At 61.4% G+C, this 22,936-nt stretch carries 14 protein-coding genes; 6 read left to right on the top strand and 8 right to left on the bottom strand.

Annotated features, from left to right (window positions below; translation table 11 throughout):
• Nucleotides 1–18: 18 nt before the first annotated feature.
• The 5 genes from KW838_RS18380 to KW838_RS18360 all read right to left on the bottom strand — a co-directional run bounded on the left by KW838_RS18380 (nt 19) and on the right by KW838_RS18360 (nt 9,198).
• The gene (locus KW838_RS18380; RefSeq protein WP_218502217.1) at nt 19–1,185 is read right to left on the bottom strand and encodes a putative zinc-binding metallopeptidase; all 1,167 of its coding nucleotides are present in this window, start codon (nt 1,183–1,185) and stop codon (nt 19–21) included.
• Nucleotides 1,186–1,334: 149 nt separating this feature from the next.
• Entirely contained in the window at nt 1,335–3,692 is a 2,358-nt protein-coding gene (ligA, locus tag KW838_RS18375; protein ID WP_218502215.1) for an NAD-dependent DNA ligase LigA, read from the bottom strand.
• Nucleotides 3,693–3,934: 242 nt separating this feature from the next.
• Nucleotides 3,935–4,789, bottom strand: coding sequence for a cell division protein ZipA (gene zipA / locus KW838_RS18370; protein ID WP_102673249.1), 855 nt, complete (start codon nt 4,787–4,789; stop codon nt 3,935–3,937).
• 258 nt (nt 4,790–5,047) lie between these two features.
• Nucleotides 5,048–8,536 carry a chromosome segregation protein SMC gene (gene smc, locus KW838_RS18365; RefSeq protein ID WP_218502213.1) on the bottom strand — a complete coding sequence of 1,163 codons (3,489 nt, stop codon included), beginning with the start codon at nt 8,534–8,536 and terminating at the stop codon, nt 5,048–5,050.
• Nucleotides 8,537–8,538: 2 nt separating this feature from the next.
• A complete protein-coding gene (locus KW838_RS18360; protein ID WP_102698771.1) occupies nt 8,539–9,198 on the bottom strand; it encodes a GntR family transcriptional regulator in 660 nt (219 codons plus the stop codon).
• Between the two features lie 267 nt (nt 9,199–9,465).
• Here KW838_RS18360 and xdhA point away from each other — a divergent pair, with 267 nt between their 5' ends.
• From xdhA to guaD, 4 genes are all read left to right on the top strand, one after another.
• On the top strand, nt 9,466–10,920 hold the full coding sequence (gene xdhA, locus KW838_RS18355) for a xanthine dehydrogenase small subunit (RefSeq protein ID WP_102698772.1): 1,455 nt from the start codon (nt 9,466–9,468) through the stop codon (nt 10,918–10,920).
• Nucleotides 10,913–13,312, top strand: coding sequence for a xanthine dehydrogenase molybdopterin binding subunit (xdhB, locus tag KW838_RS18350; RefSeq protein ID WP_102698773.1), 2,400 nt, complete (start codon nt 10,913–10,915; stop codon nt 13,310–13,312). The genes xdhA and xdhB overlap by 8 nt, the downstream gene beginning before the upstream one ends.
• Nucleotides 13,313–13,429: 117 nt before the next feature.
• Nucleotides 13,430–14,287 (top strand): xanthine dehydrogenase accessory protein XdhC, encoded by an 858-nt coding sequence (gene xdhC / locus KW838_RS18345; RefSeq protein ID WP_218502201.1) that lies wholly within the window; start codon nt 13,430–13,432, stop codon nt 14,285–14,287.
• A gap of 7 nt (nt 14,288–14,294) precedes the next feature.
• Nucleotides 14,295–15,599: a guanine deaminase gene (guaD, locus tag KW838_RS18340; RefSeq protein ID WP_218502198.1), complete on the top strand. Its 1,305-nt coding sequence runs from the start codon at nt 14,295–14,297 to the stop codon at nt 15,597–15,599.
• A 179-nt stretch (nt 15,600–15,778) separates the two neighbouring features.
• Here the strand turns inward: guaD and KW838_RS18335 are convergent, their stop codons facing one another.
• Nucleotides 15,779–16,543, bottom strand: coding sequence for a GntR family transcriptional regulator (locus KW838_RS18335; protein WP_007971481.1), 765 nt, complete (start codon nt 16,541–16,543; stop codon nt 15,779–15,781).
• Between the two features lie 357 nt (nt 16,544–16,900).
• On the opposite strand from KW838_RS18335, the gene KW838_RS18330 reads away from it, so the two are divergent.
• Nucleotides 16,901–18,091, top strand: coding sequence for a benzoate/H(+) symporter BenE family transporter (locus KW838_RS18330; protein WP_218502196.1), 1,191 nt, complete (start codon nt 16,901–16,903; stop codon nt 18,089–18,091).
• Nucleotides 18,092–18,242: 151 nt separating this feature from the next.
• On the opposite strand, the gene KW838_RS18325 is transcribed toward KW838_RS18330, so the two are convergent.
• Nucleotides 18,243–18,587, bottom strand: coding sequence for a YggL family protein (locus tag KW838_RS18325; RefSeq protein ID WP_007971486.1), 345 nt, complete (start codon nt 18,585–18,587; stop codon nt 18,243–18,245).
• A gap of 234 nt (nt 18,588–18,821) precedes the next feature.
• Here KW838_RS18325 and dacB point away from each other — a divergent pair, with 234 nt between their 5' ends.
• Nucleotides 18,822–20,282 (top strand): D-alanyl-D-alanine carboxypeptidase/D-alanyl-D-alanine-endopeptidase, encoded by a 1,461-nt coding sequence (dacB, locus tag KW838_RS18320; RefSeq protein ID WP_218502194.1) that lies wholly within the window; start codon nt 18,822–18,824, stop codon nt 20,280–20,282.
• 134 nt (nt 20,283–20,416) lie between these two features.
• Here dacB and KW838_RS18315 read toward each other — a convergent pair whose 3' ends face one another.
• Complete coding sequence (locus KW838_RS18315) at nt 20,417–22,816, bottom strand: diguanylate cyclase (RefSeq protein WP_218502184.1); 2,400 nt, start codon at nt 22,814–22,816, stop codon at nt 20,417–20,419.
• Between the last annotated feature and the right edge of the window lie 120 nt (nt 22,817–22,936).

Below are 22,936 nucleotides of genomic sequence, written 5' to 3'. Positions count from 1 at the left end.
AGGGGCTTCAAGCACTTGCTATTGCGCCTCAAGCACCGCGTCCGCCCTGCCGCCCGCCTGCTGAATCACCAGGTGAATGAAGTGCAGCTTGGCAACGACAGCAGGCGGCAGGACGAAGGGGTAGAAATCCGGCTGCCCCATGCTGCGTGACAGCTCGTTGAGCATGCCGGCCAGCTCGATCCAGGCGTTGACGAACGACAGGAAAGCCGTGCCGCCGGGATGCTGCGGATCGTAGAGGGTTTCGGGCGGAAACGGCTGATAGTCGAAGTCCATTTCCCGGGCGCTCATGCCAAACCCTAGCGCGGTGTCCACGGCGTCCATCATGTGCAGGTAATGCGCCCAGGTTTCCGCCCAGTCTTCCCACGGGTGCATGGTCGCGTAGGCGCTGACACAGTGCTGCTGCCAGTCGAGCGGCGCGCCCTGCTGATAATGCCGTTCGAGGGCATCGGCGTAGCTCGCGCGTTCATCGCCAAACAAGCCGCGAAAAGGCTCAAGCCAATGGCTGCAGGCGATCAATCGGTCCCAGTAGTAATGCCCGACTTCGTGACGAAAATGCCCGAGCAAGGTGCGATAGGGTTCGTGCATTTGCACCCGCACCTGCTCGCGGTGCGCGTCGTCGGCCTCCTTGATATCCAGGGTGATCAGGCCGTTGGCGTGGCCCGTGGTCGGCGGCTTGCCTTCAAGGTCGACGCCGATGAAGTCGAATGCAAGGCCAGTCTCCTCATCGACTGCCTTGGGAATCACCCGCAACCCCAGGCTGACCAGTTGCGCGACCAGACGCCGCTTGGCGGTTTCCACCTTGCGCCAGCGCTCGTGGTTTTCCGTGATTGACAGGTCGGGAATGGTTCGATTGAGACTGCAGGCAATGCACAAGACCTCTTGGTCATTGGCAGGCAGCAGCCAATTGCAGGCCGCCGGAGAATCGAGGTTGGCGCAGCGTCGAAACAGTCCAGCCCCGGGATCGACATCAAGCAGCCAAGTGCCCGCTTGCACACCCGGCCGCAGTGAGGACAAGCGACTCTGCCCCGGCTGATAACCCAACGCCGCTGAACACGCCAGGCACTGGCTGTTGCGAAAGAACAGCGACTGCCCGCAACGACACGGCCACACCTTGCTGTTGCGCGAGCTTTCGCCCATGAACGGTGCAGCGATGCGCGAGCTGAGCTGCTCGAAGAAAGGGTGCATGGCGATCTCTCCCTGGGGCTTGCAGAGACTAGATCATTCTTGTGCCTGGATCGTTCCAGTTGGAATTGAGGTGTCTGTAAAAAGATCGCAGCCTTCGGCAGCTCCTACAGAGATCGGTGTAGGAGCTGCCGGAGGCTGCGACTTTTTGTTCAGACTGGGACGCCGTGCTCTTTGAGGAATACCACAAACGCCTCTTCATCCAGCACCTTCAACCCCAGCTCATTGGCCTTGGTCAACTTCGAACCGGCGCCCGGCCCTGCGACCACGCAATGGGTCTTGGCCGACACGGAGCCGGCGACCTTGGCCCCCAGGATTTCGAGTTTGTCCTTGGCCACATCGCGGCTCATCAGCTCCAGCGAGCCGGTCAGCACCCAGGTCTGCCCGGCCAGCGGCAAGCCTTCGACGACCTTTTTCTCGCTCTGCCAGTGCATGCCGAATTCAGCCAGTTGCTTCTCGGCCGCCTCGGCCAATTGGCGATTCTCTTCGAGCGCGAAGAACTCGCGCACCGAATTGGCCTGTTTCTCCGGCAGAGCCTGACGCATATCCAGCCAGTCAGCACCGATCACCGCCTGCAGCGAGCCGAACTTGTCCGCCAGTTTCTGCGCCCCGCCCGGACCGACCGATGGAATATGCAGTTTGTCGAGGAAACCGCCCAGCGTGGTGCTTGCCGAAAACTCGGCGCCCAACTCGCCCTGATCCTGGATCTGCAAACCATGCTTGAGCAGTTCAGCAATCACCTGCTGGTTATGTGCGTCTTCAAAGAAGCTGTGGATCTCATGCGCGACTTCCAGCCCGACATCCGGCAAGTAGGTCAGCACCTGCGGCAAAGCCTGCTGCACCCGCTCCAGCGACCCCAGGGAGCGGGCCAGCACCTTGGCCGTCTCTTCGCCGACATCGGGAATCCCGAGGGCGTAGATGAACCGCGCCAGGCCCGGCTTCTTGCTGTCTTCGATGGCGCCGAGCAGGTTCTTGCTCGACAGTTCGGCAAAGCCTTCCAGATCGACGATCTGCTCGAACGTCAGGGCGTACAGATCGGCCGGCGAACTCACCAGGCCTTCGTCGACCAGTTGCTCGACGCTCTTCTCGCCCAGGCCTTCGATATCCATGGCACGACGGGAGACGAAGTGAATGATGGCCTGCTTGAGTTGCGCGCCACAGGCCAGGCGACCGACGCAGCGGTACACCGCGCCTTCGCTGATCGTCTCGCGACCCTTGCTGCGCTTGATCAGTTGTGTGCGCTCGACATGGGAGCCACACACCGGGCACTTCTCCGGAATCTGCACCGGCCGGGCGTTTTCCGGACGACGCTCCATGACCACTTGCACTACTTGCGGAATCACGTCACCGGCGCGGCGAATGATCACCGTATCGCCGATCATCAGGCCCAGGCGTGCGACTTCATCCATGTTGTGCAGTGTGGCGTTGGCCACCGTGACGCCTGCGACCTTGACCGGCTTCAGCCGTGCCACCGGTGTTACCGCACCGGTGCGGCCCACCTGGAATTCCACATCGAGCAGTTCGGTGAGCTCTTCCATGGCCGGGAATTTGTGGGCGATGGCCCAACGCGGCTCACGGGCGCGAAAACCCAGTTCGCGCTGGGAGGCGATGCTGTTGACCTTGAACACCACGCCGTCGATTTCATAAGGCAGTGCGTTGCGCCGCTCACCGATGTCGCGGTAGTAATCCAGGCACTCGGCGATACCCTGCGCCAGTTTCAGCTCATGACTGATCGGCATGCCCCAGGCCTTGAGTTGCTGCAAATTGCCGATGTGCGTATCGGCAATGTCCGCCGACACCTGGCCGATGCCGTAGCAGCAGAATTCCAGTGGACGGTTGGCGGTGATCTTCGAATCCAGCTGACGCAAACTGCCCGCCGCTGCGTTGCGCGGGTTGGCGAACGTCTTGCCGCCGACTTCCAGTTGCGTGGCGTTGAGCCGTTCGAAACCGGCCTTGGACATGAACACTTCGCCGCGCACTTCCAGGGTCGCCGGCCAGCCAGTACCGTGCAGCTTGAGCGGAATGTTGCGCACGGTGCGTACGTTGACACTGATGTCTTCGCCCGTCGTGCCGTCGCCGCGGGTCGCGCCACGCACCAGGACGCCATCCTGGTACAACAGGCTGACGGCCAGGCCGTCGAGCTTGGGCTCGCAGCTGTATTCGACTGTTGCGCCGCCACCGAACAGGTCACCCGCCGGCAAATCCAGGCCTTCAGTCACCCGGCGGTCGAACTCACGCATGTCGGTTTCTTCGAAGGCGTTGCCGAGGCTGAGCATCGGCACTTCGTGACGCACCTGGGTAAACGCCGACAGCGCCGCGCTGCCCACTCGCTGGGTGGGCGAGTCGCTGGTGATCAGCTCGGGATTGGCTGCTTCCAGCGCCTTGAGCTCGTTGAACAAGCGGTCGTATTCGGCGTCCGGAATGCTCGGCTCGTCGAGCACGTGATAGCGATAGTTATGCTGATCCAGCTCAGCGCGCAGCTCTAAAATACGGTTCTTGGCGGCGGTCATGGGTGTTCTCTCATAAAGCAAAAGAGCAGCCGAGGCTGCTCAATTTTCATATTTCGGCCCGGCAAGGGGCTGCATTTGTGGCGAGGGGGCTTGCCCCCGTTCGGCTGCGAAGCAGTCGTAGATCCAGTGTTCGTATTTTATCTGACACAACGGGTTGGCTGGTTTTGGGGCCGCTTCGCAGCCCAACGGGGGTAAACCCCCTCGCCACAAACGCTCTCCTGACATAGAGAGCTCCGTTTGATTTAGCGCTTCTGGGTCAGGGCGCGGCGTTCGAACTCTACGATGCGCTGACGGTAATGCTCGATCGTCTGGGCAGTCAGTACGCTGCGCTGGTCGTCCTTCAGTTCGCCGTTGAGCTCCTGGGACAATTTGCGCGCCGCGGCCACCATCACGTCGAAAGCTTGCTTCGGATGGCGAGGGCCTGGCAGACCCAGGAAGAAGCTCACCGCCGGGGTGCTGAAGTGGTCGATGTCGTCCAGGTCGAATACGCCCGGCTTGACGGCGTTGGCCATGGAGAACAGCACCTCGCCGTTGCCCGCCATGCTTTCGTGACGGTGGAAAATATCCATCTCGCCGAAACGCAGGCCGCTTTCCAGAATGTTCTGCAACAGCGCCGGGCCCTTGAAGCCGGCAGCGTCGCGGCAGATCACGCTGATCACCAGCACTTCTTCAGCTTGCGGCTGATCTTTTTCGCCGTGCGCTGGCGAGGACTTGGTGTCATCCGGGAAATCGTCGTCGCGGCTGCTGAAGCTCGGGCCGCCATCCAGATCCAGACTGAGGTTCATGTCGCCCTGGGAAGGCTCGCTGTGGCCACGCTTGCCGCGCTTGGAGCCCGATTCACGAGGCTCGCGGGCCGGCATGCTCACCGACGGCAGGTCCTGCTCGTCCAGTTGCGGCTCTTTATGCGTGTCCAGCACGCGCGGCGGGCCCAGCAGCTCGGCGCTGCTGTCCTCGTCCGGCAGATTGGACAGACTTCGGTCAAGGCGGAATTTCAGTTTTCCCTTGCCGCCGCGCATACGGCGCCAGCCATCAAAAAGAATACCGGCAATGACAATAATGCCGATGACGATCAGCCACTCGCGCAGACCGATTTCCATGTAATCCCGTGCCTCTATAAAAAATGCTGAAAAATAAGGGGTTTACAACCTGTAAACCGCTTTAAAACGTGGCGCCAACTCTATGTTCTGACAGGCGTTTTGCCCACGTATACGAAAAATTGACATTAAACTAGCACGACCAAAGGCAACTTTACACCGTCTACCACCTTGGCTAGCGCGAATATGTCGATTGGCCAGCAAGTCGAAGCGAGGAAAAGAGTCCTACAACCCATAAACACGCCTTCCTGCAACCACGACTCAGGCATCCACCATCGCCATCGCCTCCTCGACATCCACTGCCACCAGACGTGAACAACCGGGTTCGTGCATCGTCACACCCATCAGTTGATCGGCCATTTCCATGGCGATCTTGTTGTGGGTGATATAGATGAACTGCACTGACTGCGACATTTCTTTAACCAAATTTGCGTAGCGTCCAACGTTAGCGTCATCCAGTGGCGCGTCAACTTCATCGAGCATGCAGAACGGCGCCGGATTCAACTTGAAGATCGCAAAAACCAGGGCCAATGCGGTCAGGGCTTTTTCGCCACCGGAGAGCAAATGGATGGTGCTGTTCTTCTTTCCAGGCGGCTGCGCCATGATTGTCACCCCTGTATCGAGTAGATCTTCGCCCGTCAGTTCCAAATACGCGCGGCCTCCACCGAAAACTTTTGGGAAAAGCGCCTGTAAACCGCCATTGATCTGATCAAAGGTATCCTTGAAGCGGTTGCGGGTTTCCTTGTCGATCTTGCGAATCACGTTCTCAAGGGTTTCAAGCGCTTCCACCAGATCGGCGTCCTGGGCATCCAGATAACGTTTACGCTCCGATTGTTGCTGGTACTCATCGATGGCCGCCAGGTTGATCGCGCCCAGACGCTGAATCCTCGCGGCGATGCGCTCGAGTTCTTCCTCGGCTTCCTTCTCGCTGGCCTCGGCGGTCAATGTCGCGAGTACGCCGTGGAGATCGTAGCCGTCTTCCAGCAACTGGTCCTGCAAAGTCTTGCGGCGCACGGTCAGGGCTTGCCATTCCATGCGCTGGGTTTCGAGCTGGCTGCGAATCAACTGGGATTGCTGTTCGGCCTGGCTGCGGCGCTTCTCGGCGTCGCGCAGCTCGCGGTCGGCGTCTTCGAGGGCGATCTGCGCGGTCTTGAGCTCTTCGTCAACGGTCATGCGCTTGTCGAGCAACTCCTCGAGTTTCAGGCGCAGCTCTTCCAGTGGCGCTTCGCCCTCCTCCAGGTTGAGGCTCAGTTGTTCGCGCTTTTCGGTCAGGCGTTCGGACTGCATCTCCAGACGCTCCAGCGCCTGGCGAGTCGAATCGTGCTGCGCCTTGAGCGAACCCAGGCGCACCGCCAACTGATGGGCATGATCCTTGTGTTGCCGTGCTTCCTGCCGCACCCGATCCAGGCGCTCGCGCAAACTGTCGCGCTGAGCCAGCAACAGCTCGCGCTGCTCGGTGTCCAGCGCCATGCTGTCGAGGGCTTCCTGCAACTGCAGGCGCGCTTCACCGATGTTTTCGTGCTCCAGCGCGCGCTGCTCATCCAGTTCGGTGAGCTCTTCGTCGAGGCGAGTGCGGCGCAGGGTCAATTGCTCGGCCTTGGCTTTTCCGGCCGACAACTGCGCTTTCAATTCACCTTGCTGGCGGGCTTCGTCTTGCAGCAAGCGGCGCAAATGCTCGCGGCCGTTTTCCTGCTGACGCTGCTGCGCCCTGAGATTCTGCAGTTGGGTTTCCAGGGTTTCGACCGCGGCTTCGCGCTCTTCGCGCTCAAGGCCCAATTGCTGGATTTCCTGACCCCGGGCGAGCACACCGCTTTCCGCCTCACTGGCCCGACGCACACGCAGAAAATGCCGACCGACCCAGTAACCGTCACGGCTGATCAGGCTCTGCCCGGCAGCCAATTGCCCGCGCAAGGCCAGGGCCTGCTCAAGGCTGTCCACCGGCTTGACCTGCCCCAGCCATGGCGACAGATCGATCTGCGCCTCGACCTTGTCCAGCAGGCTGCCCGGCACCCGTACGCCATCGCCGGCCGGGCTGAGCAAGCGCAAATCGCCCTGGGCAAAGCCCGACAAATCGAAATCGTTGAAATCATCCACCAGCACCGCCTGCAGGTCGGCGCCGAGCACGGTTTCCACCGCCAGCTCCCAACCGGCCTCAACCTTCAGGCCTTCGGCCAGGCGCGGGCGATCCGCCAGGTTCTGTTCGCGCAGCCATTCAGCGGTGCCGGTGCCCGGATCGAGCGCGGCTTGCTGCAAGGCTTCGAGCGAAGCCAGTCGACCGTTGAGCCGCTGCAAATCGCCCTGGGCCTGTTGTTGCGCCGTCAGCGCTTGCTGTAATTGCTGGCGCAGTTGCTCGAGCTTTTCGACCTGGGCCTCTTCACTGGTCTGCAAATCTTCGAGGGTCGCCTCGGACTCGGCGAGCTGCTCGCTGAGCTCCATAATCGCCGCGTCTTCCGGGTCCGCCGAAAGCAACGCGCGCTCTTCGCCCAGACGCTTCTGGCGATCGGCCAGGCGCTCCAGGCTGGTTTCCAGCTGCTGGATCCGCGATTGCTGCACTTCGGCCTGACGGCGCGGTTCGGCGGCGGTGAGGTTGAACGTATCCCATTGCTCCTGCCAGCCATGCATGGTGGTTTCGGAGTCTTCCAGCGCGGCGGCGGCCTCTTCGGCGGCGGCGCTGGTGACTTCCTGTTCCGGGGTCAGCATGTCCAGCTCTTCGCCCAGGGTCAGCAGCAGCGTGCGGTCATGGCCGAGGTGGGATTCGGTTTCCAGGCGTGCGCGCTCGGCTTCCTTGAGGTCGTCCTGCAATTGCCGCAAGCGTTGCTGGCCGTGCTGGATGCTCTGCTCGACCCGGGCAATGTCGCCGCCGACCGAGTAAAAGCGCCCTTGCACCAGATTGAAGCGCTCCGACAGGTCGTGGTGCCCGTCACGCAGGCGCTCGATGCTCGCGTCGGCATTGCGCTGTTCGGCCACCAGGGCTTCGAAGGAAACCTCCTGGTTGCCGATGATCGCTTCACGCTGGCCGACCTGATCGTTCAATGCCTGCCAGCGCAGGGCCGACAGTTGCGCCTTGAGTTGACGCTCCTCGCCCTTGTATTCCTGGTACTTCTTGGCGGCCTCGGCCTGGCGATGCAAGCGCTCGAGCTGACGCGCCAACTCTTCGCGCAGGTCGGTCAGGCGCTCCAGGTTCTCGTGGGTACGACGGATGCGGTTTTCGGTCTCGCGCCGGCGCTCCTTGTACTTGGAGATGCCCGCCGCTTCTTCGATGAAGTTGCGCAGGTCTTCGGGCTTGGACTCGATGAGTTTGGAGATCATCCCCTGCTCGATGATCGAGTAGCTGCGCGGGCCAAGGCCGGTGCCGAGGAAGATGTCGGTAATGTCACGACGCCGGCACTTGGTGCCGTTGAGGTAATAGGTGGTCTGGCTGTCGCGCGTTACTTTGCGGCGAATGGAAATTTCCGCGTAGGCGGCGTATTCGCCGAGCAGGGTGCCGTCGGAGTTATCGAACACCAGTTCGATGCTCGCCTGGCTCACTGGCTTGCGGCTGGTGGAGCCGTTGAAGATGACGTCGGTCATCGACTCGCCACGGAGGTTCTTCGCCGAACTCTCACCCATTACCCAGCGAACGGCGTCGATGATGTTCGATTTGCCGCAGCCATTGGGTCCGACCACCGCCGCCATGTTGCTGGGGAAGTTCACCGTCGTCGGGTCGACGAAGGACTTGAACCCCGCCAGCTTGATGCACTTGAGCCGCACGCTCAGGCGTCCGTCAGGGCGGAGATCACCAGATCGCAACTGCGCTGGCCATACGCGGTCAGCACGGTGCGGATCTGCGCAAAGTCACGGGCGATCACGGCCGCGAGCAGGCGTTCGAACAGTTCCAGGTATTCGCTCATCGACGCCTTGCGCTGGTCCAGGGCAAGGAAATAGGCACGGCTCATGGCCGGCTGCAGATTCTCGACGGTTTCCTGCAAGTACGGGTTGTTGGCAAACCCGTAGGTGGCGCGCATCACGTTGAAACTGTCGTCGACGAAGGTGTGGATGTCCTGGCGCTCGTAGCTGGCATTCAGGCGCTGCTGGATCTGCACGAACGGCGCCAGGTCGGCCTGGACTTTCCAGCCGCTGGCCACGGCGTTGGCCAGCAGGATGTACATCTCGCTCATCAGCGTGCACAGGCTCTGCACCTTGTGCGGCGTGAGCTCGGTGACGTGGGCGCCACGTCGCGGCAGGATCGCGATCAGGTGGCGACGCTCGAGGATCAGCAAGGCCTCGCGGACCGAACCGCGGCTGACATTGAGGGCCAGCGTGACCTTCTGTTCCTGGATGCGCTCCCCGGGCTTCATTTCGCCGCGAATGATGCGTTCGGCGAGGTGGTGAGCGATTTGCTCGGCGAGGCTGTCCGGCGCCTTGAACGTCATGGTTGTCCTTCAAACTCTTTGATCTGTACAAGCGGCGCAGTGTAGCGCAATTGCTGCGTCAGGGCGGAGTGCCCGCCCGGAGGTTTTTGGCACGATTCAAGCAAAAAAGCAGGCTATCGAACCAACGACAATAATTAAGGAACAAGGGGTTGATCGACAAAATGCAATTTCCTGACCTTTAAGTCAGAAAATCATTGACCGAAAAGTCAGACCTGCTAAATTCGGTTCCTATCGGTTAACAACAATAATGAGTCTGCGAGGCCTTCCGTGATCCAGTTTTTACTAAACCAGGAACTCCGTAGCGAGCACGCCCTGGACCCGAACCTGACCGTGCTCAATTATCTGCGCGACCATGTGGGCAAACCCGGCACCAAAGAAGGCTGCGCCAGCGGTGACTGCGGCGCCTGCACAGTGGTGGTCGGCGAATTGCAGACCGATGACGACGGCCGCGAACACATTCGCTATCGCAGCCTCAACTCGTGCCTGACCTTCGTGTCGTCCCTGCACGGCAAGCAACTGATCAGCGTTGAAGACCTCAAGCACAAGGGTGAGCTGCACAGCGTGCAGAAAGCCATGGTCGAGTGCCACGGCTCGCAATGCGGCTTCTGCACCCCAGGCTTCGTGATGTCGCTGTTTGCCCTGCAAAAGAACAGCGATGCACCGGATCATGCCAAGGCCCACGAAGCACTGGCCGGCAATCTCTGCCGCTGCACCGGCTACCGGCCGATCCTGGAAGCCGCCGAACAGTCCTGCTGCGGCAAGCAACCGGACCAGTTCGACGCTCGCGAGGCCGACACCATCGCGCGCCTGAAGGCCATTGCCCCGACCGATATCGGCGAACTCAACAGCGGCGACAAACGCTGCCTGGTGCCGCTGACCGTAGCCGACCTGGCCGACCTCTACGACGCTTATCCACAGGCCCGCCTGCTGGCCGGCGGCACCGACCTGGCGCTGGAAGTCACGCAGTTCCACCGCACCCTGCCGGTGATGATCTATGTCGGCAACGTTGCCGAGATGAAACGCATCGACCGCTTTGACGATCGCCTGGAAATCGGCGCCGCCACCGCCCTTTCCGATTGCTACGAAGCCCTGAACGCCGAGTACCCGGACTTCGGTGAATTGCTGCACCGTTTCGCGTCCCTGCAGATCCGCAACCAGGGCACCCTGGGCGGCAACATCGGCAACGCCTCGCCGATTGGTGACTCACCGCCCCTGCTGATCGCTCTCGGCGCGCAGATCGTCCTGTGCAAAGGCGAAACCCGCCGCACCTTGGCGCTGGAGGATTACTTCATCGATTACCGCGTCACGGCACGCCAGGAAAGCGAGTTCATCGAAAAGATCATCGTGCCCCGCGCCAGCGTCGAAAAACTGTTCCGCGCCTACAAGGTCTCCAAGCGCCTGGACGATGACATCTCGGCAGTGTGCGCGGCCTTCAACATTCGCCTGGAAAACGGCGTGGTCGCCGAGGCCCGCGTCGCCTTCGGCGGCATGGCGGCCATCCCGAAACGTGCTGCTGCCTGCGAAGCCGCGTTGCTTGGCTCGCCATTCAATAACGCCACCGTTGAACGCGCCTGCGCGGCCCTGGGCGAAGACTTCACGCCGCTCTCGGATTTCCGTGCCAGCAAGGAATATCGCCTGCTCAGCGCGCAAAACCTGCTGCGCAAATACTTCATCGAACTGCAAACACCGCACATCGAGACCCGGGTGACCGCTTATGTCTAATCATCACGCCGTAGAGAAGACCCAAGCCGAATTGGCTGAACTGTTCGCCAAGGACCTGACCACCGGTGTCGGCCGCGCCGTCAAGCACGACAGCGCCGCCAAGCATGTCGCCGGTGAAGCGCAGTACATCGACGATCGCCTGGAGTTTCCGAACCAGCTGCACGTTTATGCGCGCATGTCGGACCGTGCCCACGCCCGCATCATCAGCATCGACACCTCGCCCTGCTACGCCTTCGAAGGCGTGCGCATCGCCATTACCCACGAAGACGTGCCGGGCCTGAAGGACATCGGTCCGTTGCTGCCGGGCGATCCGCTGCTGGCGATCGACACCGTGCAATTCGTCGGTCAACCGGTGGTCGCCGTGGCGGCGAAAGACCTGGAAACCGCACGCAAGGCGGCCATGGCCGCGATCATCGAATATGAAGATCTGGAACCTGTGCTGGACGTGGTCGAAGCCCTGCGCAAGCGCCACTTCGTACTCGACAGCCACACCCACCAACGCGGCGATTCGGCCACGGCGCTGGCCACTGCCGAGCACCGCATCCAGGGCACCCTGCACATCGGCGGCCAGGAACACTTCTACCTGGAAACCCAGATCTCTTCGGTGATGCCGACCGAAGACGGCGGCATGATCGTCTACTGCTCCACGCAGAACCCCACCGAAGTGCAGAAACTGGTGGCCGAAGTCCTGGACGTGTCGATGAACAAGATCGTCGTCGACATGCGCCGCATGGGCGGCGGTTTTGGCGGCAAGGAAACCCAGGCGGCCAGCCCGGCGTGCCTGTGCGCGGTGATCGCGCACCTCACCGGCCAGCCGACCAAGATGCGCCTGCCGCGGGTCGAAGACATGCTGATGACCGGCAAGCGTCACCCCTTCTATGTCGAGTACGACGTCGGCTTCGACAGCACCGGCCGCCTGCACGGCATCAACCTGGAACTGGCCGGCAACTGCGGTTGCTCGCCTGACCTGTCGGCGTCGATCGTCGACCGCGCGATGTTCCACTCGGACAACTCGTACTACCTGGGCGATGCGACCATCAACGGTCACCGCTGCAAGACCAACACCGCGTCGAACACCGCTTACCGTGGCTTTGGCGGCCCGCAAGGCATGGTCGCCATCGAAGAAGTGATGGACGCCATCTCCCGCCATCTGGCCCTCGATCCGCTGGCTGTGCGCAAGGCCAACTACTACGGCAAGACCGAGCGCAACGTCACCCACTACTACCAGACCGTCGAGCACAACATGCTCGAGGAGATGACCGCCGAACTGGAAGAAAGCAGCCAGTACGCCGAGCGTCGCGAGGCGATCCGTCGCTACAACGCCAACAGCCCGATCCTGAAAAAAGGCCTGGCGCTGACCCCGGTGAAATTCGGTATTTCCTTCACCGCCAGCTTCCTCAACCAGGCCGGAGCCCTGGTGCATGTCTACACCGACGGCAGCATCCACCTGAACCACGGCGGCACCGAAATGGGCCAGGGCCTGAACACCAAGGTCGCGCAGGTCGTGGCCGAAGTGTTCCAGGTGGAAATGGACCGCGTACAGATCACCGCGACCAACACCGACAAGGTGCCGAACACCTCGCCGACCGCCGCGTCCAGCGGTGCCGACCTGAACGGCAAGGCCGCGCAGAACGCCGCCGAAACCATCAAGCAGCGCCTGGTGGAATTCGCCGCGCGCCAGTACAAGGTCAGCGAAGAAGACGTGGAGTTCCACAACGGCCACGTGCGGGTCCGCGATCACATCCTGACGTTCGAAGCGTTGATCCAGCAGGCGTACTTCGCCCAGGTGTCGCTGTCGAGCACCGGGTTCTACAAGACCCCGAAAATCTACTACGACCGCAGCCAGGCCCGTGGTCGGCCGTTCTACTACTTCGCCTTTGGCGCGGCGTGCTGCGAAGTGCTGGTCGACACCCTGACCGGTGAATACAAGATGCTGCGCACCGACATCCTCCACGACGTCGGCGCCTCGCTGAACCCGGCCATCGACATCGGTCAGGTCGAGGGCGGTTTCATCCAGGGCATGGGCTGGCTGACCATGGAAGAGCTGGTGTGGAACAACAAGGGCAAGCTGATGACCAACGGCCCGGCCAGCTACAAGATCCCGGCCGTGGCGGACATGCCGCTGGACCTGCGGGTGAAGCTGGTGGAAAACCGCAAGAACCCGGAAGACACGGTGTTCCATTCCAAGGCCGTGGGCGAGCCGCCGTTCATGCTCGGCATCGCTTCGTGGTGTGCGATCAAGGACGCCGTGGCGAGCCTGGGCGACTACAAACATCAACCGAAGATCGACGCACCGGCGACTCCGGAGCGGGTGTTGTGGGGCTGTGAGCAGATGCGCCAGTTGAAGGCGGCGAAGGCTGTCGAGGCGGAGACCGAGTTGGCTTCGCTTTAAGACCGAGGTGCGGCCTTCGCGAGCAGGCTCGCTCCCACATTGAAATGCATTCCAAATGTGGGAGCGGGCTTGCTCGCGAAGAGGCCGGTACAGACAACAGAGATGTTGAGGTGAAACATGTACAACTGGATCGACGCCCTCGCCGACCTGCAAAACCGGGGTGAACCCTGCGTGCTGGTGACCATCATCGAAGAGCTCGGCTCCACGCCGCGCAACGCTGGCTCGAAAATGGTCATCAGCGCGAACCAGGCCTTCGACACCATCGGTGGCGGGAACCTGGAATACAAGGCCATGAAGATCGCCCGCGAGATGCTCGTCAGCGGCAAGCAGGACACCCATCTGGAGCGTTTCAGCCTCGGCGCCAGCCTCGGCCAGTGCTGCGGCGGTGCCACCGTTTTGTTGTTCGAACCGATGGGCCAGGTGCAGGCGCAGATCGCCGTGTTCGGTGCCGGCCACGTCGGCCGCGCCCTGGTGCCGCTGTTGGCCAGCCTGCCTTGCCGGGTACGCTGGATTGATTCGCGGGAAGATGAATTCCCCGAACAGATTCCCCACGGCGTGCGCAAGATCGTCAGCGAAGAGCCGGTGGATGAAATCGATGACCTGCCCGCCGGCAGCTATTGCATCGTGATGACCCACAACCACCAGCTCGACCTCGAACTGACCGCTGCGATCCTCAAGCGCAACGACTTCGCCTACTTCGGCTTGATCGGTTCGAAGACCAAACGCGTGAAGTTCGAACATCGCCTGCGCGACCGCGGTTTCGACAACAGCGTCGTGCAACGCATGCGCTGCCCGATGGGCATCGGCGAAGTCAAAGGCAAGTTGCCTGTGGAAATCGCCATCTCCATCGCCGGTGAAATCATCGCCACCTATAACGCGAACTTCGGCCAGCAGACCTCCAGCGCCGAACCGATTGCCAAACTGCTGCCCGCGTCACGCCGCAGCCAAACCGCAAACTTGAAAGCCTCGAACTGAGAATCTCATGCCTCTGACTCGCAAAGCTTACCGCGCCGCCATCCTGCACAGCATCGCCGACCCTGCCGAAGTCGGTATCGAAGCCTCCTACGAGTATTTCGAAGACGGCTTGCTGATTGTGGATAACGGCCAGATCAGCGCCCTGGGCCACGCCAGCGAATTGCTGCCGACCCTGCCGGCGGATATCGAGATCACCCACTATCAGGATGCGCTGATCACCCCCGGCTTCATCGACACCCACATCCACCTGCCACAAACCGGCATGGTCGGCGCCTATGGCGAGCAATTGCTGGACTGGCTCAACACCTACACCTTCCCGTGCGAAAGCCAGTTCGCCGACAAGGCCCACGCTGACCAGGTCGCGGACATTTTCATCAAGGAACTGCTGCGCAACGGCACCACCACCGCGCTGGTGTTCGGCAGCGTGCACCCGCAATCGGTGAACTCGTTCTTCGAAGCGGCCGAGCAGCTCGACCTGCGGATGATCGCCGGCAAGGTGATGATGGACCGCAACGCCCCGGACTACCTGACCGACACCGCCGAATCCAGCTACGTCGACAGCAAGGCGCTGATCGAGCGCTGGCACGGCAAGGGTCGCCTGCACTACGCCGTCACCCCACGTTTCGCACCGACCAGCACCCCGGAACAGTTGACCCTGGCCGGCCAGTTACTGACCGAATACCCGGATCTGTACATGCAGACCCACATCAGCGAAAACCTCAAGGAAATCGAGTGGGTCAAGGAGCTGTTCCCCGAGCGCAAGGGCTACCTGGACGTCTACGATCACTACCAGTTGCTCGGCGAGCGCTCGGTGTTCGCCCACGGTGTGCACCTGTGCGATGACGAGTGCGCGCGCCTGGCAGAAACCGGTTCGGCCATATCGTTCTGCCCGACCTCGAACTTCTTCCTCGGCAGCGGCCTGTTCAACCTGCCGATGGCCGAGAAGCACAAGCTCAATGTCGGCATCGGCACCGATGTCGGCGGCGGCACCAGTTTCTCGCTGCTGCAAACCCTTAACGAAGCCTACAAGGTGATGCAACTGCAAGGTGCGCGCCTGAGCCCGTTCAAATCGCTGTACCTGGCCACCCTCGGCGGCGCTCGCGCGCTGCGCCTGGAAGACAAGATCGGCACCCTGCAACCGGGCACCGACGCCGACTTCCTGGTGCTGGACTACAACGCCACGCCGCTGCTGGGCTATCGCCTGAAGCAGGCCAATAACATCGCCGAGACGTTGTTTGTGTTGATGACGCTGGGGGATGACCGGACTGTGTTGCAGACGTATGCGGCGGGGAACCTGGTGCATCAGCGGTAAATTTCTTCGGGCATAAAAAATCCCCCGCCGCTTTTCAGCCCGGGGGATTTTTATTGCATGTCACACCGCCTTCGCGAGCAGGCTCGCTCCCACAATGGATCTTCAGTGATCCTGGCTTATGTATTCAACACAAAACCCTGTGGGAGCGAGCCTGCTCGCGAAAGCAGCGACGCGGTCTATCAGATTTTCGCCGGCGAACGCCCAGGCTTCTTGGTCTGCAGCAAATGCGAGAACACCGCATGCAGGTCATCCGAAGCACTTTCCTCGTCGAGGTTGAGCTTGCTGTCGATGTGATCCATGTGATGCATCATCAGGTTCACCGCCAGTTCAGCGTCGCGCTTCTCGATGGCGTCGATCAACTGGGTGTGCTCGTCGTAGGAACAGTGGGAGCGGTTGCCGCTTTCGTACTGGGCGATGATCAGCGACGTCTGGGACACCAGGCTGCGCTGGAAGCTGATCAACGGGGCGTTTTTCGCCGCTTCAGCCAGTTTCAGGTGGAATTCGCCCGACAGGCGGATGCCGGCACCACGGTCGCCGCGGGAGAAGCTGTCGCGTTCGTCGTTGACCATCTGGCGCAATTCGGCGATCTGCTCGGCGGTGGCGTGCTGCACCGCCAGCTCGGTGATCGCGCGCTCGACCAGACGCCGGGCCATGAACACCTGGCGCGCCTCTTCGACACTCGGGCTGGCAACCACGGCGCCGCGATTCGGACGTAGCAGAACCACGCCTTCATGGGCCAGGCGCGACAGGGCGCGGCGAATGATGGTACGGCTGACCCCGAAAATTTCCCCCAGCGCTTCTTCGCTCAACTTGGTGCCGGGCGCCAGACGCTGCTCGAGGATGGCCTCGAAGATATGCGCGTAGACAATATCGTCCTGGGTACCGCTGCGGCCGGCTTTGCCTGCTCGCGGTTGTTTCTTTAGGGGTTGCAACTGTTCGTTCATGGGCACTCGAGTCGGAAGAACTGCGGCGAATTGACCGTGACTGTAATACGGCACAGTGGGTCGCTGGCAAGTATCGCGTAAAAAACACTGCGATTGTACACAATGGACGGTGGCAACACGACTGTACGGCTGAATGTTGCCTCGGCTGTATCGCAACGCCTGATTACTTTTGAGTTTAGGCTTTAACGCAGAATCCGCCTTTTGTGATGCACTCCCTGTGGGAGCGAGCTTGCTCGCGATGACGGCGTCACATTCAGCATTTCTGTTGGCTGATCCACCGCTATCGCGAGCAAGCTCGCTCCCACAGGGTTCAGTGTTGCAGCGGACATTTTCATCTGTAAAAGGAACACCACCGTCATGAACGACGCCACCCACACGCAAATCCGCCCGCTGGCCGACACCTCGCCCTCGGCCATCGTCGCCGGATTCATCGCCATGATGACCGGCTACACCAGCTCCCTGGTGCTGATGTTCCAGGCCGGGCAAGCGGCGGGCCTGAGCAGCGGGCAGATTTCTTCGTGGATCTGGGCGATCTCCATCGGCATGGCGGTGTGCTCCATCGGCCTGTCCCTGCGCTATCGCACGCCGATCACCATTGCCTGGTCGACCCCCGGTGCCGCGCTGCTGATCACCAGCCTGGGCGGCGTGAGCTACGGCGAAGCCATTGGCGCCTATATGACCTGCGCAGTGCTGGTGACGATTTGCGGGCTGACCGGCAGCTTCGAACGGCTGGTGAAAAAAATCCCGGCCTCCCTGGCCGCCGCCCTGCTGGCAGGGATCCTGTTCAAGATCGGCAGCGAGATTTTCGTCGCCGCGCAACACCGCACGGCCCTGGTACTGGGGATGTTCGTCACTTATCTGTTGGTCAAGCGCCTGTCGCCGCGCTATGCGGTGCTGGCCGCCTTGCTGATCGGCACGGCATTGTCAGGCTTCATGGGGCTGCTGGACTTCAGCGGTTTCCACCTGGAGGTCGCCACGCCGGTCTGGACCACACCGCAGTTCTCCCTGGCTGCGACCATCAGCATCGGCATTCCGCTGTTTGTCGTCGCCATGACTTCACAAAACATGCCCGGCATCGCCGTATTGCGCGCCGATGGCTACACCGTGCCAGCCTCGCCGCTGATCACCACCACCGGCGTCGCCAGTTTGCTGCTGGCACCCTTCGGCTCACACGGGATCAACCTGGCGGCGATCAGCGCGGCAATCTGCACCGGTCCGCACGCCCATGAAGATCGCAACAAACGCTACACCGCCGCCGTCTGGTGCGGGATTTTCTACGGGATCGCCGGCGTGTTCGGCGCGACGCTCGCGGCATTGTTTGCCGCGCTGCCCAAGGAACTGGTGCTGTCGATTGCCGCACTGGCGCTGTTCGGCTCGATCATCAACGGCTTGAGCATCGCCATGAGCGAAGTGAAGGAACGTGAAGCGGCGCTCATCACCTTCATGGTCACGGCATCGGGGCTGACGCTGTTTTCCATCGGTTCGGCGTTCTGGGGGATTGTCGCGGGGGTGGTGACGCTGTTGATTCTGAATTGGCACAAGGCCTGACAAAGCAAAAGATCGCAGCCTTCGGCAGCTCCTACACAAGCATATGCGCACATCTGTAGGAGCTGTCGAGTGAAACGAGGCTGCGATCTTTTGATCTTCACAAATTCGCAAAAAAAAACGGCGACCCTTGGGCCGCCGTTTTTTCAGAACATCAAGCTACCGGATTGATCGGCTTTTCCGGGTACCAGACGTCCAGCAGCGGGCTGACTTCAACGCTGGTCAGCTCGGTGCGGCCTTTGAGCCAGGCTTCAACGGCAGCGCGCTGTTCAGCGCTGACCGAGCCACGCTTCTGCAGGCACACCAGACCGTAGTCGTCGCCGCCAACATAACCCAGGCCGTTGGCTTCCATGGCTTCTTTGAGGAACGCATCGAGGAAAGCATCAATGGCTTCATCAGCCAAATCTTCTTTGAAATCCAGGTTCAGTTCGAAACCCAGCTCTTGAAATTCATCGACGCACAGTTTTTTGCGCAGACGCTGGGAACGGTTAGTCGCCATTGGAACAATCCTCTTAAGTAATAACGGGCGGCACTTTAGCAGTTTAAGCCGCCGATTGCCTGACTCTCTGGGCCATCACGCCTACCGTCGGTAAAAAAATAGCCCATCGAACAGCCCTCGCACGGCACAAGTCGTGGCACCTTGGGGCATAATGCCGACACTTTCATGACCATTGAGGGAATTTATCTTCATGCCCTCATCTTTTTTCCCCTCGGCTGTAGGGTTTTATTTCAGATGATCAAGTCTTTGCGTCCATTGCTGTTGGCCGGTTTTCTTCTCCCCCTGGCCCTCCCCGTTTCTGCAGCTCCGGTCAATACTGCGCTGTCGCCCAATGTTGAAAAAGCCCTGAAAGCCAGCAAGTTGCAGGACAACGCCCTGTCGCTGGTGATGATCCCGCTCACCGGCCCCGGCAACCCGACGGTGTTCAACGCCGACGTGTCGGTCAACCCGGCGTCGACCATGAAACTGGTCACCACCTACGCAGCCCTGGAAATGCTCGGCCCGAACCACCAGTGGAAAACCGAGTTCTATACCGACGGCACCCTCAGCGGCGGCATCCTCAACGGCAACCTCTACCTCAAGGGTGGCGGCGATCCGAAGCTGAACATGGAAAAACTCTGGCTGCTGATGCGCGACCTGCGTGCCAACGGTGTCACCCAGGTCACCGGCGACCTGGTGCTGGATAAAACCTTCTTCGTGCAACCGCAACTGCCGGAGTTCAATGACGACGGCAACGACGAGAACAAGCCGTTCCTGGTCAAGCCCGACTCGCTGCTGGTCAACCTCAAGGCGCTGCGCTTCGTTGCGCGCAATGACTCGGGCAAGGTACTGGTCTCGGTGGAGCCGCCGATTGCGAGCATCCGCATCGACAACCAGGTCAAGGCCCTCAACTCCAAGCAATGCACCGGTGGCGTGCGTTACAACCCGGTGGCGCAAGCCGATGGCACCGTGACCGTTACCGTCGGCGGTCAATTGGGTGAAGGCTGCAGCTCGCAGACCTACCTGTCGCTGCTCGACCACGCGACCTACACCGCCGGCGCCGTCCGCGCGATCTGGAAGGAACTGGGTGGCAGCATCCAGGGCAGGGATGTGCTGGCGCCAACCCCTAAAGACGCCAAGGTTCTGGCCCGGGCGTTCTCGCCGGACCTGGCGGAAATCATCCGCGACATCAACAAGTACAGTAACAACACCATGGCCCAGCAGTTGTTCCTGAGCCTGGGCCAACGTTTCCGCACCGATGCCGATGGTGACGACGCCAAGGCTGCCCAGCGTGTCGTGCGTCAGTGGCTGGCGAAAAAGGGCATCACCGCGCCGCATCTGGTGATGGAGAACGGCTCCGGCCTGTCCCGCTCCGAGCGCGTCAGCGCCCGGGAATTGGCCTCGATGCTCGAAGCGGCGTGGCACAGCCCGTATGCCGCCGAGTACATCAGTTCGATGCCGATTGCCGGCACCGACGGCACCATGCGCAAGCGCCTGAAGACCACGGCGATGCGCGGCGAAGCCCACGTCAAGACCGGCACGCTGAACACCGTACGGGCGATTGCCGGCTTCAGTCGCGACGTCAACGGCAACACCTGGGCGGTGGTGGCGATCCTCAACGACAAGGCCCCGTTCGGCGCCTCGTCGGTGCTCGATCAAGTGCTGCTCGACCTGTACCGCCAACCGAAAGCGCCGCAGACGGCTTCGGTGTTGTAACCGAATCGAGAAACTGCAGAGATCCACTGTGGGAGCGAGCTTGCTCGCGATGGCGGCCTGACAGTCAACAATGATGTTGAATGTTATGGCCTCATCGCGAGCAAGCTCGCTCCCACAGGAATTGCATGCCCCCCCTAGTTCATTTCCGCCTCAACCCTATCCCTTCCTGCCTGCTTCGCCGCATAAACCCCCGAATCCGCGCGCAACAGCAAGGCATCGGCGCCCTCCCCGGCGCGCCAACTGGCAATCCCGAAACTGGCGGTGACCGTACCGACGCCTTCAATGGGTGAGCTGCGCAGGCTCTGCCACAATTGCTGGGCCAGCACAAAGGCATGTTCGCCACCGATATCCGGGCACAGCACCATGAACTCCTCGCCGCCCAGGCGGCAGAACACATCGGTGCGACGCAGCCGGTGGCCGATTCGTTCGCACACGGCCTGCAACACCCGGTCACCGATGGCGTGGCCATGCAGATCGTTGATGCGCTTGAAGTGGTCGATATCGAGCATGATCACCGACAAATCCCCACCGCCCCGCTCCACCCGGGCCATTTCGGTGGTCAGGCGTTCCTGGAAATAACGCCGGTTGTGGATGCCGGTCAGCGAATCGGTGACCGACAACGCGCGCAATTCTTCTTCCACCCGCTTCATATCGGAAATGTCCGAGATGTAGCCGTGCCAGAGCACACCGCCACCGGGCAACTCCTCCGGAGTGGCTTCGCCGCGAACCCAACGCACCCCGCGTTGCGGCAGTTGCACGCGGTACTCCTCGCGCCAGGGGCTGAGGGTTTCGGCCGAAGCGCGGATCGAGGCGCGGACACGGGTCGTGTCCTGAGGATGAATCCGGGTGAAGATCGCTTCGGCATTGAGCAGCAGCACGTCGGGTTCCAGCTCGTAGATATCGCGAATGCCATCGCTGGCATAGATCACGCTGAAGCGCCCGTCGAACTCCATCTTGAACTGGTAGATGCCACCGGGCACGTGGGCGCTGAGTTTCTTCAACAGCAGGTCCCGCGCCGCGAGCGCTTCATGGACCCGCTTGCGTTCGGTGATGTCGATGCACACCGCCAGGTGCCCGACCCACAGGCCTTGCTCGTCGAGCACCGGCGTGGCGAGCATGTTGACCATCAGATGACTGCCATCGCCGCGCACCAGGGTCCACTCCCGCGCCTCGTGGCCGCCCTCCACGTCGCCTTCGACCAGCATCGCCTGGCAGGTCGGCACCGGCTTGCCATAGCGCGCGCTCAGCTCGGCCGAACGACCGGCCAGCTCCCGGGGCAGGTGCAGGTTCTCCAGGGTCATATGGCCGACCACTTCGGCACTGCTATAGCCGAGCATCTGCTCGGCACCGGCGTTGAACGTGCTGATGACGCCGCGCAGGTCGGTGGCGATGATCGCGACCTGGGTGGCGGCATTCAGCACGCCACGCAACTGACCATGGGTGCCACGCAGCTCCTGTTCCCGATCACGCAGCTCCTGGGTACGCTGCTCGACCAGTCTCAACGCCCGCTGCCGCTGACTGACCAGCACATAGAGCAAGGCACTGAGCATCAGGCTGAGCAATCCACCCAACACGACCAGACTGGTCACGGAGGAATGGTTGGCCTGCACAAACGCGTCGGAGGGCTGGATATCGACCTGATAGTCATGGTCGGCCATGCGCAACAGGCGCGTGGCCGACAGCTCGCTGACGGCTGGCGGGTTGGGCGACTCGAACAGCACTTCGTGCTGGTCCTCGGTGGACAAATCGAGGATGCGTACCGAGAGATAGTCGCGACTCGCTTCCGGCAGTCCGTCCGCCAGCAATTGGCGCATGCTGATCACGGCCATCACATACCCGTAGGGTTTCGTGGCTGTGAGGTCCTGTCCGGTGCGCTGCGTGAGCGGCGCGACCAGCAGCACGCCGCGCGCATAAGCCGGTTCGATACTCACCAGATGCATCGGTTGCGACACCGCCATGCCGCCATGCTGATCGGCCCGTTCGAGCGTGGCACGCCGCAGCGGCTGGGCCAGCAAGTCGTAGCCGAGGGGGGAACCGAGTTTGCTTTGCGTCTGGCTATACAGCACCGCCACGTACTCATCGCGCTCGCCGGCCAGTTGCAATTGGCCGTCGGCGTTGAGTTCTCTCAGGGTGAAGCTGTTCAAGCCCTCGTCTCGCACCCGTCGCTCGAACGCCGCCCGCTCGTCACGAGTGACCCGCTGGGCATACGAATACGCCTGGGTTCGCAGCAGCAAAGGTTGGGTGTAGCCGTCGAATTCCGCTCGGGACACCGAGCCGGAATTGGCGAAAAACCGGCGCAGGCCGTCGAGGCGCTGCTCCTGATCTTCGAAACGTTCTTCGATACGGCTGTAACGCTCACTGGCCAGCAGTTGGAAGCGTTGCCGCAATTGATGGTGAAACAGATTCAGCGTCGACCACGCCAGCAACCCGGTGAGCACCCCGCCGATCAACAAAACCAGCAGCGCGACCAGCCAGGCCGAGGCATCTTCGCTGATAAAACCCAGGATCTTGGGGCGCACGGCGTGCAACGACATAAAACGCAACTCAAAACGCCAGGTGCGGGAAAGCCCTTTGGCCATGAGTTGAGTTATAGCTATTTGCCACTAATTTGACCAGCGTTGTAGGAGCGAGCCTGCTCGCGATGGACTCAAGAA

This window comes from Pseudomonas sp. PDM27 (assembly GCF_019219205.1).
GTDB classification, from domain to species: Bacteria; Pseudomonadota; Gammaproteobacteria; order Pseudomonadales; family Pseudomonadaceae; genus Aquipseudomonas; species Aquipseudomonas laurylsulfatiphila.
The sequence above is the reverse complement of the archived record's forward strand: the minus strand, read 5'-3'. Positions and strand labels throughout refer to the sequence as shown.

Excerpts from the sequence above, each read along its gene's own strand:
- KW838_RS18380 (WP_218502217.1), bottom strand. The coding sequence starts at position 1,185 with ATGCACCCTTTCTTCGAGCAGCTCAGCTCGCGCATCGCTGCACCGTTC.
- ligA (WP_218502215.1), bottom strand. The coding sequence starts at position 3,692 with ATGACCGCCGCCAAGAACCGTATTTTAGAGCTGCGCGCTGAGCTGGAT.
- zipA (WP_102673249.1), bottom strand. The coding sequence starts at position 4,789 with ATGGAAATCGGTCTGCGCGAGTGGCTGATCGTCATCGGCATTATTGTC.
- KW838_RS18360 (WP_102698771.1), bottom strand. The coding sequence starts at position 9,198 with ATGACGTTCAAGGCGCCGGACAGCCTCGCCGAGCAAATCGCTCACCAC.
- xdhB (WP_102698773.1), top strand. The coding sequence starts at position 10,913 with ATGTCTAATCATCACGCCGTAGAGAAGACCCAAGCCGAATTGGCTGAA.
- xdhC (WP_218502201.1), top strand. The coding sequence starts at position 13,430 with ATGTACAACTGGATCGACGCCCTCGCCGACCTGCAAAACCGGGGTGAA.
- guaD (WP_218502198.1), top strand. The coding sequence starts at position 14,295 with ATGCCTCTGACTCGCAAAGCTTACCGCGCCGCCATCCTGCACAGCATC.
- KW838_RS18335 (WP_007971481.1), bottom strand. The coding sequence starts at position 16,543 with ATGAACGAACAGTTGCAACCCCTAAAGAAACAACCGCGAGCAGGCAAA.
- KW838_RS18330 (WP_218502196.1), top strand. The coding sequence starts at position 16,901 with ATGAACGACGCCACCCACACGCAAATCCGCCCGCTGGCCGACACCTCG.
- KW838_RS18325 (WP_007971486.1), bottom strand. The coding sequence starts at position 18,587 with ATGGCGACTAACCGTTCCCAGCGTCTGCGCAAAAAACTGTGCGTCGAT.
- dacB (WP_218502194.1), top strand. The coding sequence starts at position 18,822 with ATGATCAAGTCTTTGCGTCCATTGCTGTTGGCCGGTTTTCTTCTCCCC.
- KW838_RS18315 (WP_218502184.1), bottom strand. The coding sequence starts at position 22,816 with ATGTCGTTGCACGCCGTGCGCCCCAAGATCCTGGGTTTTATCAGCGAA.